The sequence below is a fragment of the Methylobacterium sp. Leaf88 genome (assembly GCF_001422795.1).
Classification (GTDB): domain Bacteria; phylum Pseudomonadota; class Alphaproteobacteria; order Rhizobiales; family Beijerinckiaceae; genus Methylobacterium.
Window position 1 is genome coordinate 26,810 of record NZ_LMMK01000013.1, and the last position, 15,459, is coordinate 42,268.

At 70.2% G+C, this 15,459-nt stretch carries 14 protein-coding genes; 4 read left to right on the top strand and 10 right to left on the bottom strand.

Annotation, left to right across the window (positions count from 1 at the left end):
• The first annotated feature begins 13 nt into the window (after positions 1–13).
• Positions 14–1,486 (top strand): Asp-tRNA(Asn)/Glu-tRNA(Gln) amidotransferase subunit GatB, encoded by a 1,473-nt coding sequence (gene gatB / locus ASF20_RS10305; RefSeq protein WP_056273855.1) that lies wholly within the window; start codon positions 14–16, stop codon positions 1,484–1,486.
• A 685-nt stretch (positions 1,487–2,171) separates the two neighbouring features.
• Here gatB and ASF20_RS10310 read toward each other — a convergent pair.
• The 5 genes from ASF20_RS10310 to ASF20_RS10330 form a co-directional block, all read right to left on the bottom strand.
• Positions 2,172–3,194, bottom strand: a complete 1,023-nt coding sequence (locus ASF20_RS10310; RefSeq protein ID WP_056273859.1) for an efflux RND transporter periplasmic adaptor subunit — start codon at positions 3,192–3,194, stop codon at positions 2,172–2,174.
• A 2-nt stretch (positions 3,195–3,196) separates the two neighbouring features.
• Positions 3,197–3,391: a DUF1656 domain-containing protein gene (locus tag ASF20_RS10315; protein WP_056221554.1), complete on the bottom strand. Its 195-nt coding sequence runs from the start codon at positions 3,389–3,391 to the stop codon at positions 3,197–3,199.
• Positions 3,391–5,376 (bottom strand): FUSC family protein, encoded by a 1,986-nt coding sequence (locus ASF20_RS10320; protein WP_056273984.1) that lies wholly within the window; start codon positions 5,374–5,376, stop codon positions 3,391–3,393. Before ASF20_RS10320 ends, ASF20_RS10315 begins: the two co-directional genes overlap by 1 nt.
• Positions 5,377–5,402: 26 nt before the next feature.
• Positions 5,403–5,822 (bottom strand): DUF4345 domain-containing protein, encoded by a 420-nt coding sequence (locus ASF20_RS10325; RefSeq protein WP_056273985.1) that lies wholly within the window; start codon positions 5,820–5,822, stop codon positions 5,403–5,405.
• Positions 5,823–5,962: 140 nt separating this feature from the next.
• Positions 5,963–6,220 carry a hypothetical protein gene (locus ASF20_RS10330; protein WP_056221559.1) on the bottom strand — a complete coding sequence of 86 codons (258 nt, stop codon included), beginning with the start codon at positions 6,218–6,220 and terminating at the stop codon, positions 5,963–5,965.
• Between the two features lie 250 nt (positions 6,221–6,470).
• On the opposite strand from ASF20_RS10330, the gene ASF20_RS10335 reads away from it, so the two are divergent.
• Positions 6,471–7,106 (top strand): glutathione binding-like protein, encoded by a 636-nt coding sequence (locus ASF20_RS10335; RefSeq protein ID WP_056273862.1) that lies wholly within the window; start codon positions 6,471–6,473, stop codon positions 7,104–7,106.
• A 37-nt stretch (positions 7,107–7,143) separates the two neighbouring features.
• Here ASF20_RS10335 and ASF20_RS10340 read toward each other — a convergent pair whose 3' ends face one another.
• Complete coding sequence (locus tag ASF20_RS10340) at positions 7,144–7,689, bottom strand: DUF2147 domain-containing protein (protein ID WP_056273866.1); 546 nt, start codon at positions 7,687–7,689, stop codon at positions 7,144–7,146.
• A 294-nt stretch (positions 7,690–7,983) separates the two neighbouring features.
• Between ASF20_RS10340 and ndk the strand changes: the two genes are divergently transcribed.
• Both ndk and ASF20_RS10350 read left to right on the top strand, forming a co-directional pair.
• Entirely contained in the window at positions 7,984–8,406 is a 423-nt protein-coding gene (gene ndk, locus ASF20_RS10345) for a nucleoside-diphosphate kinase (RefSeq protein WP_056221568.1), read from the top strand.
• 160 nt (positions 8,407–8,566) lie between these two features.
• Entirely contained in the window at positions 8,567–8,944 is a 378-nt protein-coding gene (locus ASF20_RS10350) for a hypothetical protein (protein WP_056221571.1), read from the top strand.
• Between the two features lie 49 nt (positions 8,945–8,993).
• On the opposite strand, the gene ASF20_RS10355 is transcribed toward ASF20_RS10350, so the two are convergent.
• From ASF20_RS10355 to ASF20_RS10370, 4 genes are all read right to left on the bottom strand, one after another.
• The gene (locus ASF20_RS10355; RefSeq protein ID WP_056273867.1) at positions 8,994–9,575 is read right to left on the bottom strand and encodes a TetR/AcrR family transcriptional regulator; all 582 of its coding nucleotides are present in this window, start codon (positions 9,573–9,575) and stop codon (positions 8,994–8,996) included.
• 182 nt (positions 9,576–9,757) lie between these two features.
• On the bottom strand, positions 9,758–12,859 hold the full coding sequence (locus ASF20_RS10360; RefSeq protein ID WP_056273870.1) for an efflux RND transporter permease subunit: 3,102 nt from the start codon (positions 12,857–12,859) through the stop codon (positions 9,758–9,760).
• Positions 12,856–13,941, bottom strand: a complete 1,086-nt coding sequence (locus ASF20_RS10365; RefSeq protein ID WP_056273872.1) for an efflux RND transporter periplasmic adaptor subunit — start codon at positions 13,939–13,941, stop codon at positions 12,856–12,858. The genes ASF20_RS10360 and ASF20_RS10365 overlap by 4 nt, the downstream gene beginning before the upstream one ends.
• Positions 13,942–14,135: 194 nt before the next feature.
• On the bottom strand, positions 14,136–15,389 hold the full coding sequence (locus ASF20_RS10370; RefSeq protein ID WP_056273875.1) for an O-antigen ligase family protein: 1,254 nt from the start codon (positions 15,387–15,389) through the stop codon (positions 14,136–14,138).
• Between the last annotated feature and the right edge of the window lie 70 nt (positions 15,390–15,459).

Genomic DNA, 15,459 nt, shown 5'->3' on the forward strand with positions numbered 1-15,459 from the left:
AATCCGGGCCATCATGACCGCTGCCGTGAACCCCAAGAAGCTCATCAAGGGCGGCCTGCACGACTGGGAGGTCGTGATCGGCATGGAAATCCACGCCCAGGTCACGAGCCGCTCCAAGCTGTTCTCCGGCGCCTCCACCGAGTTCGGCGGCGAGCCGAACGACCACGTCTCGCTGGTGGACGCGGCGATGCCCGGCATGCTGCCCGTCATCAACGAAGCGTGCGTGGCCCAGGCCGTGCGCACCGGCCTCGGCCTCAAGGCGCAGATCAACCATCGCTCGGTGTTCGACCGGAAGAACTACTTCTACCCGGACCTGCCGCAGGGCTACCAGATCAGCCAGTTCAAGGACCCGATCGTCGGCGAGGGCGAGGTGCTGGTCGATCTGCCCGACGGCGAGTCGATCACCGTCGGCATCGAGCGCCTGCACCTGGAGCAGGATGCCGGCAAGTCCCTGCACGACCAGAACCCGACCCAGAGCTTCGTCGACCTCAACCGCTCCGGCGTCGCCCTGATGGAGATCGTCTCCCGGCCAGACCTGCGCTCGTCGGAGGAGGCGCGCGCCTACGTGACCAAGCTGCGCACCATCCTGCGCTACCTCGGCACCTGCGACGGCGACATGGAGAAGGGCTCGCTTCGCGCCGACGTCAACGTCTCGGTGCGCCGAGTCGGCGACCCGCTCGGCACCCGCTGCGAGATCAAGAACGTCAACTCGATCCGCTTCATCGGCCAGGCCATCGAGACCGAGGCCCGCCGCCAGATCGCGATCATCGAGGATGGCGGCACGATCAGCCAGGAGACCCGCCTGTTCGATCCGGGCAAGGGCGAGACCCGCTCCATGCGCTCGAAGGAAGAGGCGCACGACTATCGCTACTTCCCGGACCCGGACCTGCTGCCGCTGGAATTCGACCAGGCCTATGTCGACGCCCTGGCCGCCGGCCTGCCCGAGTTGCCCGACGCCAAGAAGGCGCGCTTCATCGCTTCCTACGGCCTGTCGCCCTACGATGCGGGCGTGCTCATCGCCGAGTGCGCCTCGGCCGACTACTTCGAGGCGGTGGCCAAGGGCCGCGACGGCAAGGCCGCGGCGAACTGGGTCATCAACGAGCTATTCGGGCGCCTGAACAAGGAAGGCCACAGCATCGAGACCAGCCCGGTCTCGGCCGACCAGCTCGGCGCCATCGTCGACCTCATCGGCGAAGGCGTGATCTCGGGCAAGATCGCCAAGGACCTATTCGAGATCGTCTGGTCCGAGGGCGGCGACCCGCGCCAGATCGTCGATGCGCGCGGCCTGAAGCAGGTCACCGACACCGGCGCCATCGAGGCGGCCGTGGACGAGATCATCGCCAGGAACCCCGACAAGGTCGCTCAGGCCCGCGAGAAGCCGACCCTGCTCGGCTGGTTCGTCGGCCAGACCATGAAGGCAACCGACGGCAAGGCCAATCCGGCAGCGGTGAACGCCCTGCTGAAGGCGAAGCTGGGGATCGAGTAGAAGCGGTCCTGCGTCACGCGCCGCGGACATGCACGGTCGGTGCCGGGTCGGACACGACGTCGTGCGGCCGGGCGAGGAGCTCCCTGGTCCAATGAGAGAGGCGGCCGCCTTCGGGGGAGCTTCCCCCCGTGGCAGAGGCGAGCGTCGCGGCGGCGCGCGAACTCTCCTACGTCCGCTCATGGGTCGAGCCGCTCGCGCGGGAGCGCGGCGGCGACGCCTTGAGACGAAGATGTCGTGATCATTCGGCGCGAAGCACGCCGGCTCATCTAAATAGATCGGCGGCGGAAGCGGCCGAGGTGGGGCTTGATGCATGTCTGAAGTCGTGCCGTGCTGGCCGCTTCTGCGCCCCGGAGACCGCTTCCGTCCCGTAATTCGCGTGTGCGCTGCTCAACGTCCAGGTCGAATCAGCCCTGGATGATCGCCGCAGCTTCCTGCTGGGGTGGAGTCATTCCCACATCTCCTGCGTCAGGTCGGTCGTGATCGTTATCCGATCAAGGCCTCCTCGTTGCTTGAGCTGTGCTTTGCCGTCGAAGCACTACATCAAGGTGCGACCGGATCGCGAATGCGTCAAGAGCCTATTTGCGTGATTTTGCGACTGTATTCATTCCCAGAGACTCGACCCTGAAATGTCCTTTCGCCGCAGTCGCTTGGGCGCGGCTGCCACCGCACGCCCCGTCGCCACAACCTACGGGGTGGGTACCGCGGTCCCGCTGAAGCGGCTCCGCAGGCCCGCGAGCCAGTCCCGCCGATGGGCGCCGGGCGCGCCAACCGAGACGGTGGCGGTCATGCCGGCGACCAGGGTGACGCCGTTTGGCACGACGTCGATGCGGATGCGCACCGGCACCCGCTGGGCGAGGCGGACCCAGGTGTAGACGGGGTCGACGTTCGGCAGGCCCTGGGTGCTCGCGGTGGCGTTGGCGGTGCTGATGCCCAGGGTGATGCTCTCCACCGTGCCGCGGATCAGCGGATCGTAGCCGAGGAGCTCGGCCGAGACCGGATCGCCCACGTGGATCCGCGCCATCTTGGTCTCCTCGAAATAGCCGTCGATCCAGAACGAATCGGTGTCGATGACGGCGATGTTGACCGTGCCGGTGGTGGCGTAATCGCCGGGGCGCAGCAGGAGGTTCGTTACCCGGCCGTTCACCGGCGAGCGCACCTGGGTGCGCTGGAGATTGATCTTGGCCTGGGACAGCTGCGCCTTGGCCGAGGCCACCGCCGCCTCGGCGATCTTGGCGGTGCCGGCATATTGCTGCTTCTCCTCGATGGAGGTCGAGAGGGTGGTCAGCGCCTCGCGCCGGGCGGCCTGGGTCCGCTTGACCTGGAGGTCCGCCTCCCGGTTGTCGAGTTCGGCCTGGGCCGAGGTCACCGAGACCTCGAAGTCGAACGGATCGATGACGTAGAGGATGTCGCCCTTCTTCACGGTCTGGTTATCGGCGACGCGCAGCTCCGTGATCTGGCCCGAGACCTGGGGGGCTACGCTGGCGACCTGCACGCGCACCCGCCCATCGCGGGTCCAGGGGGCAGTCACGTAGAACTGCCAGACGAGGGCCGCCGCGACGAAGGCGCAGGCCAGGATGAGCCCGGTGATCAGCAGGCGCAGCACCCGGCGCCCCCGGCCGGGCGCGCGGGGGCGGGTATCCGGGGCGGAACCGCGGGAGCGGCCGTCGGGCCCTGCGGCGGCGGTCTCGGCGGGCGGGTCTTGAGCCATGGTCACAGGAACACGATCAGGAGAGCGAGGATGCACACGTAGAGGCCGGCCTCCGCCAGGGGCGGGTTGGCCACGTAGCGGGCGATGCGCAGGCGCGCGAAGAGCAGGCGCAGACCTAGGAGGATCGCCAGCGCGCCGGCGGCGTAGGCCACGAAGGGCGAGAGCAGCACGCCGCCGAGATCGAGGTCGCTGCGCATCAGGCGCCCCGGATGCCGAGGCGGCGCAGGAAGCGGCCCTGACCCTCGGCGACGTGGGCGGCCGTGGCGAGATCGCTCACCGCCCGGGCGAGGTGCAGGCGCGTGGCCGGATCGGCCGGCCCGCCCGCGGCGAGAAGGGCCGCGGCGGCCTCCCGCATCCGGCCGGCATCGACGCTCGCAAGGGCCGCGCGGGCCCGGCCCGCGACCGCAGCCAGGGCACCGTCCCGGGCGAGGCCGCGCAGCTGCGCCTGGGCGCGCGCGGCCGCCGACTCCATCCGGGCGAGCTCGAAGGCGCGGTCGAGGCTCGCCCGGCGCACGGCCGCGCTGCCCGAACTCCAGCGGGCGAATTGCAGCAGGCGGTCGCTGTTGAGGCTCGTCCGGGTCGTGGCGTCGCCGCCCCGGCCCGCCAAGGCCTCGACCAGGGCGCGCCGGGCCGAATCGAGGGCGAAGGCACGGTGGCGGGCGTTGGAGATGGGCAGGATGATCCGGACGGTGAAGAACAGGATCAGCGCCGCGAAGATCACCAGGAAGGCGTTGGTGAGGAAGCCCTGCGGGTCGTAGCTCTGGGGGTTGGCGGGCGAGAGCAGCACGGGGAAGAACACCAGCAGGATGAACCCGATGCCGAAAGTCGGCGGGTTGAGGCTGAGGAAGCAGGCGGAGAAGACCACCGGCGCCATGGCGATCGCCAGCAGGGGGAAGCCCTGGACGCCGGCGAGCGCGCCGAACAGCACGAGACCGGCGCAGAGGGCGGCCAGCGGCATGCCGATGAGCACGCCTTTGGCGAAGACGCGCGGGTCGGGGGTGATCGCGGAGAGCGAGCAGGTCGCCGCCACCTGGACCAGGGCGAAGGAGGTGGCCGGCCATCCCGTGGCGACGAGGAGGAGGGCCGTGAGGCCGAAGGCGATCACCACTCGCAGGGCGCCCCGCACGGCCTCGGGCACGTCGCGGTGGGTCGGGAGCGGGACGTCGCGCAAGGGGCGCCCCCCATGGGCGAGGACGCGGGAGCCATCGGCCGCGAAGGCGGCCGCCCGAGCGAAATCGAGGGCGCGCTGCAGGGCGAGGATCGCGTCGAGGGGCTGGTCGCCCGCCCGCACGGCCTCCGCGACGAGGTCCGACAGGCGTGCCACCGCCGGGGCCGGGTCGGTCTCCGGCTCCGTCAGCCCGAGGCAGAGGGCGCGCGCCTCCGCGACGGCGGGCGACGGGGCGGGCAGGCGGGCCAGGGCCGCCCGGACATGGCGGGCGGCCGCTGCCATGACGTAGAGCGCCGCGATGGCGCTGCGCGCCCCCGCGGCCCGGTCCGGCCCGTCGTCGCGTTCGCCCGCGATGGCGCTGGCGTCGCCCCGCAGGGCGGCGATCTTGCGGATCAGCGCGGCGGTCCGCTCGGAGCCGGGATCGCCCCGGGTCAGGGTTTCGCGGGCGAAGGCCCGGGTTTCCGCGAGAGCGTCGCCCAGGGCGTCGCGCACCGTCCGCCAGATGCTGGGCGAGCCGAGGGCGTCGTTGATGACGGTGATCGCCACGATGCCGAGGGTGATCGCCGCCACCCGGTCCACGGCCGCGTCGAAGGTGCTCTGCGGCGTGTCGATATGGGCGATGGCGATGATCGCCACGGTGTAGCCCGACAGCATGGCCCCGTAGGCCCGGGTGTCCTGCAGAAAGTGGGCGGTGAAGACGCACAGGCCGAGCCAGGTGGCGAAGGCGACGAGGAGCACCACCCGGTCCTGCGCGAACAAGGCCATCAGGACGATGGCCACGGCCGCCCCTACGAGGGTGCCGAGGAAGCGGTAGAGCGCCTTCGACAGGGCCTGCCCGCGCTTGGGCTGGGCCAGGATCGCCACGCAGACGGCCGCCGAGGAGGCGCTCGACAGCTGCAGCCAGAAGGCCGCGTAGAGGGCCAGGATCATGGCGAGCCAGATCCGCACGGCGAAGGCCCAGGCGGCGGGCTTCGGAACCACGCGCTCGATCGCGGCGAGGATCCGGTCCGGCATGCGGGCCGGGCTGTCGGCGAGGGCGCTCACCCGATGACCCCGCCGGGCATCGCGTCGGCGGCACGCGCCGCGACCCGGGCCTGCCACAGGCAGAGCAGCGGGCTGACGAGGAGTTCGACGGCCAGGGCGGCCAGCATCAGGAACGACGGCAATCCGGTCAGCGCCCAGCCGAGGAGGCGGGCGAGGCCGCCCAGCGCCACCACCAGGGTGAGGAAGCGGAACAGGGTGGTCTTGGTCTCGATGCCGGGCACGCAGGTCCAGAACAGGATGCCGATGCCCATGTGCAGGCCGGAGAGGTAGCGGAAGTGGCTGTCGGCGGAGACGTCGACGAGGTCGCCGCGTCCGATCCCGTTCAGCCCGAGCAGCACGCCGTGGAGGCCGGAGGCCACCGGGACCAGGGCCATCACCGCCACCGCGCGCTGCAGCGCCTGCCGTTCCCGCATCATCGCGTCCGTCCGGAATCCGCCTGTCAGGATCGGCAACCGGGACGGCCAGGCTTACGTTCCTTGGCGGTCCGCGAAAGGGGCCGCCTGGCCCCGCACACGATGTCGGCCGCCCGCGGACGCCCGCGCGCGGCCGGATCCCCTCAGGCCTTCATCTGCTTCAGGCGCTTGACGCACTTGCTGTAGTATTGCGGCCATTTCGGTCCCTGCGCGGCCTTGTCGGCGACCGAGAGGGCGCGCCACTCGGCGCCGCATTTCTTCTGGCGCTCGCGCGCGGCACTCTGGCCGACGCTGAGCTCCTTGGCGGGCTTCGCCGCCGCGGCCTGTGCCAGCGCACCGCCCGCGACGAACGGGCTTGTCAGAAGGAGGGGACTTGCCAGAAGCAGCAAGCCCGCGAACAAAGCACGGGTGTGACGCGAACGGAACGACAGCATGACGACCCCCGGGGACGCTTGGGCGCCGCCGTGTGGCGGGCCGGGCGCATCACAGCCACAACCCCGGGCGAGGGCAAGTGCCATCTGTACGGGTGTCGACGTGATCCACCGCTCGTGTCACGTGCTGTGGCGGTGGCACGGAGTCTGCAACCATCCGCTCGCGTTCCCGATTGTTTCGGCGGGTCGGGCGAGCCTGAACAGGGTCGGAAACATCAGCATGGCACACGCGCCGGGAAAACCCATCGACGTGCACACCTGGAGCACGCCGAATGGCTGGAAGATCCCGATCATGCTGGAGGAGTGCGGACTGCCCTATCGGGTGGTGCCGGTGAATATCGGCCGCGGCGACCAAATGGCGCCCGACTTCCTGAAGATCTCGCCGAACAACAAGATTCCCGCCATCGTCGACCCGGACGGCCCGGGGGGCGACCCCATCACGGTGTTCGAGTCCGGTGCGATCCTGCAATATCTCGGGCGCAAGACCGGTTGCCTCTACCCGGCCGACGAGCGCGCCCGGGTGGCGGTGGACGAGTGGCTGTTCTGGCAGGTCGGCGGCTTCGGGCCGATGCTCGGCCAGGTCCACCATTTCCGCATCTACGCGCAGGAGAAGATCCCCTACGCCATCGACCGGTTTACCGCGGAGGCCCAGCGCCTCTACGGCGTCCTCGACCGGCACCTCGCGGACCGCGATTTCGTGGCGGGCGACTTCTCCATCGCCGACATCGCGATCCTGCCCTGGGCCAAGTACCACGAGAAGCAGAGCATCGAGCTGGCCGGCGTGCCCCACGTGCGGGCCTGGCTCGACCGCGTCATGGCGCGGCCGGCCGTTCAGCGGGGATTCGCGGCGGTCTGAGCGGAGGCGTCACCCGATACGCGTCACGCCGCTGGCGTCACTCGGCCGGAGCCGCGAGCGCCTTCGCGGGGGCGGCCTTGGCGGCCTTCGGCGCGGGCCGGGGCGCGGGCGCCGACTCGGGCGTGGCAGCGGAGGCCTGCTGGTTCACGTCGGGCACCCGGGTCCAGGTCTGCGAGCCGCACAGGACCTTGAGGAGGCAGCCTGAGACCGACAGCTCGGAGCTGCTCTCGCGCTCCAGGCTGACCTGATACATCTTGCCCTCGTCGGCGTTGTAGATCTCGCCGGAGAACTTCGCCTCCTCGGGCTTCAGGTTGTCGAGGAGGGTCAGGCCGAGCACGGGGCGGCCGCGCTTCTTCGGATCGGGATTCTTGATGTCCGTGCGCGGGGTCCCGTCCTCGTTGGTTGCGGTCTTGGCCCAGACCACCTTCCCGCAGATGTTGGCAGCACCCGGGCCGCAGCGGTCGATGCGGACCTTGGCGCGGCCGTCCCCGGTGAGCCAGGTCCCCGAGGGGTCCTGGGCCGGGGCGGCGGAGGCGGGGGCGAGGCCGGTGAGGATGAGGGCGGCGGTGAGGGCGACGCGCATGTCCAGGTCTCCAGGTGGCGTGGCTGCGGCGGAAGGCCGGCGGCCAGAGAGTCGGCAAGGGGATCGGCAAGCGACCCGGCGCGGGGGCAGGGCCGTGTTCGTCTGGCCACAGGAGGCGTCCGCATTCGGGCGAATTTCCGGCGCTGTTGCGCCAAAGCCATGGCAGCGGGAAAACCCGCGGCCGCGCTCAGGTTATCCCCCGCGTTCGCGCCTCGGGTTGAGGGCCGGGGGCCTGGCGGCTATAAGCCCGGCGCCGAAGCCATTTTCGGCTGAGCGATCACAACCGGACGGACCATGGCCACCGAGCGCACCTTCTCCATTCTCAAGCCCGACGCCACGAAGCGGAACCTGACCGGCGCGGTCAACGCCGTGATCGAGAAGGCGGGCCTGCGCATCGTCGGCCAGCGCCGCATCCAGATGAGCCGCGCCCAGGCCGAGACGTTCTACGAGATCCACAAGGAGCGCCCCTTCTTTGGCGAGCTCGTGGAGTTCATGACCTCCGGGCCGGTCGTCGTGCAGGTGCTCGAGGGCGAGAACGCCGTCGCCAAGTACCGCGAAGTGATGGGCGCCACCAACCCGGCCAACGCCGACGCGGGCACCATCCGCAAGACCTTCTCCGAGTCGGTCGGCGAGAACACCGTCCACGGCTCCGACAGCCTCGAGAACGCCAAGGCGGAAATCGCCCAGTTCTTCCAGGATTCCGACATCGTCGGCTGAATCCTTCGGGGTTCGGACACGGTCGACCGAACCGGCGCGCCGAAGCTTCCCGGAAGCTTCGGCGTTTGCCGTCCCAGTGTGGCCCCGGCGCCCTTGCGCGGCGGGGGCCCGGACGTGAAACCGGTTCGTTCCCGAATCGCTTTCACGGACCCATCATTCCATGCGCTCCATCGCCCCGCGCACCGGCCGGCTCCTGCTCGCCGCCGGCCTGCTCTCGCTCGTCGCCGCCTGCAACGCCAACAAGTCCGGCCCGACCGCGTCGCTCGAAGGCTACACTCCCGATCCGGCGCTGAAGACGGCCTCCACCAGCAACCTGACCGGCCGCGTGCGTCACGCCTGCACCGTCACCCAGGCCCGTCTGCAGAACGTCTCCGAGGTCTCCCTCGCCCGCCCCTGCGGCTGCTACGCGAACCAGACGCTGGCAAGCCTCGACAAGAGCGAGCTCGATGGCTACCGCAGCACCGGCTACTTCAACGATTCCGCCCGCGCCAAGGCCCTGAACGCTCTCGACAGCTGCAAGCTGCCGCGTCCGGCGTAAGGCTCCGTCCGTCCCGGACAGCCCCGGGAGGCGACGCGTCGGTGCCGGTTCAGGGCGGCGACGCGCTGTCGGGGGCCGGTGGGTCACCGCGCTCGCCCGCGGCGGTCCGTGCGGCCCGGAGGAGATCCTCGGCGAGGCTCGGATCGTCCACCGCCCGTGCCAGCACGACGGCGCCCACGAGGGTCGACAACTTGGCGAGCGCGCGCTGGCGGCGGCGCTCCTTCGCACCCTGGGGCGAGAGCTCGGACAGCAGGCCCACGAGGTGTCGGACCCCATGGGTGAAGCGTCCCCGCAGGGGACTCCCCGCCGGCTCGCGGGCGACGTCGTTAGCCAGGGCGGCGAGGGGGCAGCCCATGCCGGGCGACTGGACGTGGCCGACGGACAGGTAGTTGGCGATGAGCATGTCCAGCGCGCCCCGCCGGTCCTCCCCGAGGGCCGCGTCGAACGCCTCGACCGCCAGCGCATCCTTGCTGGCGAACTGGCCGTAGAAGCCGCCATGCGTCAGGCCGGCCGAGGCCATGATGTCGGCCACCCCCACCCCGTGCAGGCCACGTTCCCGGAACAGGGCGGCGGCGACCGCGACGACCCTTTGGCGGTTGAGCTTGGCCTGCTCCTGCGAAACTCTCGGCATCTCCGGCTCTCCCGCTGCCTTTCCGGTCTTATATAGATGCGGGCCGTCATCGATACAGGTCCGCATCGGCCGGCCCGCCGAAAGGAACAGGGTACGGATCGGCCGACGGCCCGCGCGGTCTCGGGCAAGCCCGGCGCGATACGCTTATACCACCGCTGCCGGGATCTCGCCCCGCGCCTGCGTCAGGTTCCGGCCCCCTGCGGCGCCGTCTCGGTGGCGCCCCGCGCGTTGCGCGGCTGGCGCGCCACCCGGAACCAGAGGGCGTAGAGGGCGGGCAGGAACAGGAGGGTCAGCAGGGTGCCGACCCCGACGCCGCCGATGAGGACGTAGGCCAGCGCCCCCCAGAACACCGAGTGGGTGAGCGGGATGAAGGCCAGCATCGCCGCCGCCGCCGTGAGGATGACGGGACGGGCGCGCCGCACCGTGGATTCCACGATCGCGTCGTAATCCCCCAGGCCCGCCGCCTGGTCGTGGTGGATCTGGTCCACCAAAATCAGGGTGTTGCGCATCAGGATTCCCGACAGGGCGATCAGCCCGAGGATCGCGTTGAAGCCGAAGGGCTGGTGGAAGAGCAGCAGGGTCGGTGCTGCGCCCACCAGGCCCAGCGGGGCGGTGGCGAAGACCATGAACATGGTGGCGAACGAGCGGACCTGGATCATGATGACGGTGAGCGTCACGATCAGCATGATCGGGAACACCGCCACCAGGGACATCATCGCCTTCTCGCTCTCCTCCACGGCACCCGCGGTATCGATGCGGTAGCCCGGCGGGAGATTGGCCTTGATCGGCGCCAGGAGGGGAAAGACCTGGGCGTGGATGTCCGGCGGCTGCTTGCCGTCGAGCACGTCGCCCTGGACGCGGATGTAGGTCTCGCGGTTGTAGCGCTTGAGCACCGCGTCCTCGGTCCGGCTCTCCAGGCGCGCCACCTGCGAGACCGGCACCTGACGACCGTCCTTGGTCGTCAGCGTCAGGTCTCCGATCTCGCCCAGGGAGCGCCGCTCGGGGCCGGGGCTGCGCAGGACGACGTCGACGGAACGCAGGTTCTCGCGCACCTGGGTGGCGGGCGTGCCGTTGAGGTAGCTCTGCAGCTGCTGGCCGGCCTCCTTCGGGGTCAGGCCGATGAGGCGCAGACGTTCCTGGTCGAAGGCGAGGCGCAGGCTCGGCGTCTTGTCGCCCCAGTCGAGATGGACGAGGCGCATGTTGGCATTGGCCGCCATGACCTCCCGAACCTCGGCGGCGATGCCGCGGATAACGTCGAGGTCGGGCCCCACCACCCGGAAGGCGACGGGAAAGCGGATGGGTGGGCCGAACACGATCTGGAGCACCCGCACGCGGGCTTCCGGAAAGCGGCCGTCCTCCACGAGTCGGCGCAGCTTGCCCCTGAGGACGTCGCGCGCCTGCGCGTCGGCCGTCTGCACCACGATCTGTGCGAAGGCCGGATCAGGAAGCTCGGGATCGAAGGAGAGCACGAAGCGCGGCATACCCTGGCCGATGTAGCTCGTCATCGCGCCAGCTTCCGGCAGATCGCGCACCGCGGCCTCGATCCGCTTGACGCTGGCCTCCGTCGTGGCGAAGGCCGAGCCCGCCGGCAGCGTGACCTCGACGATGAGCTCGGGGCGCTCTGAGTTCGGGAAGAACTGCTGTTCGACCTTGCCCATCGCCGCCACGGCGAGGGCGAACAGCCCCACGGTGATGCCGGCGGCGAGCCATTTGTGGTCGACCGACATCCGCACGACGCGGCGCAGGCGCTCGTAGGTCTTCGTGGCATAAATCGCCTCGTGTCCCCCCACGACGCGCTGGATGTTCGGCAGGAGCTTCACGCCGAGATAGGGCGTGAAGGTCACAGCCACGATCCAGGAGAGGATCAGCGAGAAGGCCACCACCCAGAAGATGTTGCCGGCGTACTCACCTGCCGTGGAAGCGGCGAAGCCCACGGGCAGGAAGCCCGCGATGGTCACCAGGGTGCCGGTGAGCATCGGCGCGGCCGTGGCGCTCCAGGCATGGGTCGCCGCCGCGATGCGGTCGGCGCCCTCCTCCATGCGCACCACCATCATCTCGATGGCGATGATGGCGTCGTCGACGAGGAGGCCGAGCGAGATGATGAGGGCGCCCAACGTGATGCGGTCGAAATCGCGGCCCGTGACCATCATCACGACGAACACCGCCGAGAGTGTGAGCGGCACGGCCAGCGCGACCACGATGCCGACCCGGAAGCCGAGTGCCACCAGGGAGACGAGGATCACCACGCCGAGGGCGGTGAAGAACTTGACCATGAACTCGTGGATGGCGTCGTCGATGACCTTGGCCTGATCGGTGATCTTGGTAAAGGCGATGCCCACCGGCGTCTCGTGGTGGATCGCCACCTCCTCGGCGTTGAGCGCCGCGCCGAGCGTCAGCCCGTTGAAGCCGGGCTTCATCACGAGGCCGAGCATCAGGGCCGGGTCGCCGTCGTTGCGGATCGCGAAGGTCCGGGGATCCTCGTAGCCGCGCCTGACCTCGGCGATGTCGCCGAGCTTGAGGCTGCGGTCGCCGGCGGCCACGGGCAGATTCCGGATGGCGTCGAGGCCGTCGATGGCCCCGTCGAGACGCAGGTACACCCGCGGTCCCGCCGCCTCGACAAAGCCGGCCGGGGTGACGTCGTTCTGGTTAGCCAGCGCGGCCAGCAGCTGCTGGCCGGTGATGCCGAGGGTGGCGAGGCGCTGGTAGGAGATCTCCACGAAGATCTTCTGGGTCTGCTCACCCAGGATGTTGATCTTCTCCACGCCCGGCACCCGCAGCAGGCGCTGGCGCAGGTCCTCGGCGTGCAGCACGAGCTGGCGGTGTGGCAGACCCTTGGCCTGTACGGCGTAGAGGGCGAAGTAGATGTCCGAGAACTCGTCGTTGAAGAGCGGCCCCATCACGCCGCGCGGCAGGCTGGAGGCCTGGTCGGAGAGCTTCTTCCGGGCCTGGTAGAACTCCGACTGGAGCTTGGCCGGAGGCATCGCATCCTTGAAGATGACCTTCGTCACCATCAGGCCGGGGCGCACCGTGGTCTCCGCCCGGTCGTAGTAGACGAGCTCCTGCAGGCGCTTCTCGAGGGGGTCGGCGACCTGGCGCTGCATCTCTTCCGCCGTGGCGCCGGGCCAGGCGGCCGAGACCGTCATGACCTTGACGGTGAAGGCCGGGTCCTCCGCCCGCCCGAGCTTCTGGAAGGCGAACAAGCCCGCCCCCGTCAGCGCGATCAGCAGGAACAGGGTGACGGCCCGCTCGCGGACGGCGAGCGCGGAGAGGTTGAGGCCGCTCATCGCACCACCCCGGTCCTGCTGGCGGGCGCCGGGCGCACCCGCTGGTCGGCCGTGAGGAGATGGGCACCGAGCGCCACGATCCGGTCGCCGGGGTTCAGACCGTCGACGATCTCGGCGCGCTCCTCGCCCAGGCGAGCGACCTGCACGATCTGCGGACGCACGGTCTCGGTGGCGGCATCGTAGCGCCAGACCGCGATGCCGTGCCCCTGGTCGAACAGGGCCGCGAGGGGCACCTCGACGCGCGGTACGCGGGCCGCCGCGGCATCGATGAGCTGAAGGGTGACGGTGGCGCCCAGTGGGGCGGCCTCGCCCCCGCCCGAGAGGATATAGCGCGCCCGGTAGGTCCGCGTCGCCGGATCGGCGGTGGCGGAGAGTTCGCGCAGGCGCGCCGGGTACGTCGCCGCGCCCTCGGCGTAGAGGGTGGCGGAGGCCTCTCCCTCGGCAGCGCGCCGGCTGCCCTCGGGCAGGAACACCTCCGCCTCGCGCGCCCCGTCGCGGGCGAGCTTGACCACGGTCTGGCCGGCCGCGACCACCTGGCCGGGCTCGGAGGGCACCTCCATGACGACGCCGTCGGCATCGGCCTGGAGTTCGGCATAGCCCGCCTGGTTCTGGATCTGACTGGCCTGGGCCTCGGCAAGGGCGAGCTGGGCGATGGCGGCGTCGGCCGCGCCCTTGTTCTGGTCGTAGGTCTGCCGGGAGGTCCAGCCGTCGGCCACCAGCCTGCGGCTGCGCTCCTCGTCCGCCTTGTTCTTGATCATTTGGGCCCGGGCCGCCTCGGCAGAGGCGCGGGCGGCGTCGAGGGCGAGGGTGAAGTCGGTGCGGTCGAGGCGCATCAGGGGCTGCCCGCGACGCACCCGGTCGCCCGGGTCGACGAGGCGCTCGAAGATCTTGCCGCCGACCCGGAAGCCCAGGTTGCTCTCGGTCCGGGCCCGGATCACCCCGGTGTAGCGCGCGACCGCGCCGGGACCGCGGACGACCTCGGCCACCTGAACGAGGGGCGGTTCCGGGCTCACCGCCGTCTCCGCCGGTGAGCAGGCGCCGAGGGCGAGGGACGCGAGACCGGGTGCGAACCACTTCTGCATGATGCATCCTCCGCAGCCGGACCATCCGCCGCTCTAAGATTATGTTTATCATCTATTTTGGCGGATGGAACAGGTCAACGCTGCCGTGGCGCCCCCGCGTGCGGGGGGACACCCAGGGAGGTCGACACCGGTAGAAGTGGGCACCGGACGAGAACCTTGGGGCGACCGGATCGGCCGACGTGCCGCCCGTACCCCTAGCGCCCGGTTGCCGGCTCCGAACCGGACCGCACGACCCGCGAGGCCAGCAGCACCGCCATGAAGAAGAGGAAGTACTGGTTCACCGACAATTCCTCGAACATCATCGAGGGCACCAGGAACAGGGCCGTGTAGGCGACGAAGGGACCGGCGGCGGCGGGTGCGCGGGCGATGCGCACGAGGGCGGCGAGGAGGAGCAGCGCCGTCGCGATGCCGCTCTGGAGCGCCAGGGAGATGAAGCCGTTATGCGGCGTCACCAGCCCGGTGAGGGCGCGGAGTTCTTCGCGCCGCGTGGTCTCGCCGACACCGAACGGGTATTCCGCCACGAGTTGCAGAGCGGTGAAGCCGGAAATGAAGCGCTCGTCGGCATTGCCCGAGACGTTGCCGTCGCCCGCAAAGCGCGTCTCGATGGACTGCGCCAACTTCTGGGGCAGGGGGATCTCGCCGGTCATCGAGAAGCCGACGAGCAGGATCCCGAGCACCCCGAGGACGGGCAGCACCACCTGCAGCCGGATGCTCCGGCGCATCAGCACCAGCAGGATCAGCACCGGCATGAACAGCCCGGAGCGGTTGTTGGTCAGGGGAAAGCTCGCCAGCAGAGCCGCGAAATAGGCAAGGTAGATCAGGTTCAAGCGGTAGCGCAGGCTCAGCAGCAGGGCCGCCGCCCCGCCGAGGGCGAAGACGTGGCCGGTCTCGTTGCCGGAAGCCCAGAGGCCGCCCTGCTTGTCCTCGACGAAGAGCTTGAGTTCCTCGTCCAGGCCATCGGTCGGGACGCCGAGGCCGAAGCGGTCCAGCGGCAAACCGGAGGACGAGAGCAGTAGGACGACCAGCGAGCCGCCGAGGCCCGCGAGAAGGCCCCAGCAGAAGGCGTTCTCCAGGCTCCGGTCGCGGAACATCACAAGCAGGATCATCGCCAGGACGAAGTAGAGCAGCAGGACGAGGGTCAGGTAGACGTCGCCGGCCTGGATCTCGGCCTTCAGCACCAGCGAGAGGGCGATCAGGATTCCGACGGCCCCCATCGGGACAGCCTGGCGCAGCCCCTCGGCGATCACGGCGCGGCGCAGGCCGAACCAGGGGATCAGCAGGAAGGGCAGGAGGTCCGACAGGCGCTGGAAGGGAAGCCCGAAGCTCGAGGTCAGGACGTTGAGCTGCAGGGCGACCCCGAGCAGGAACACGACCGCACGGTCGGCCATGATCGGCACCGCCCGCGTCCGCCGCATCCCGGCCGCCATCGGCCCCGCTGGTCCCGTCATCGCTCCGGCCCCCCGAGAAGACGCCGCGTGCCCGGCCCGGGCATGCCTCCGCCCGCGCGTGCACTCTGGC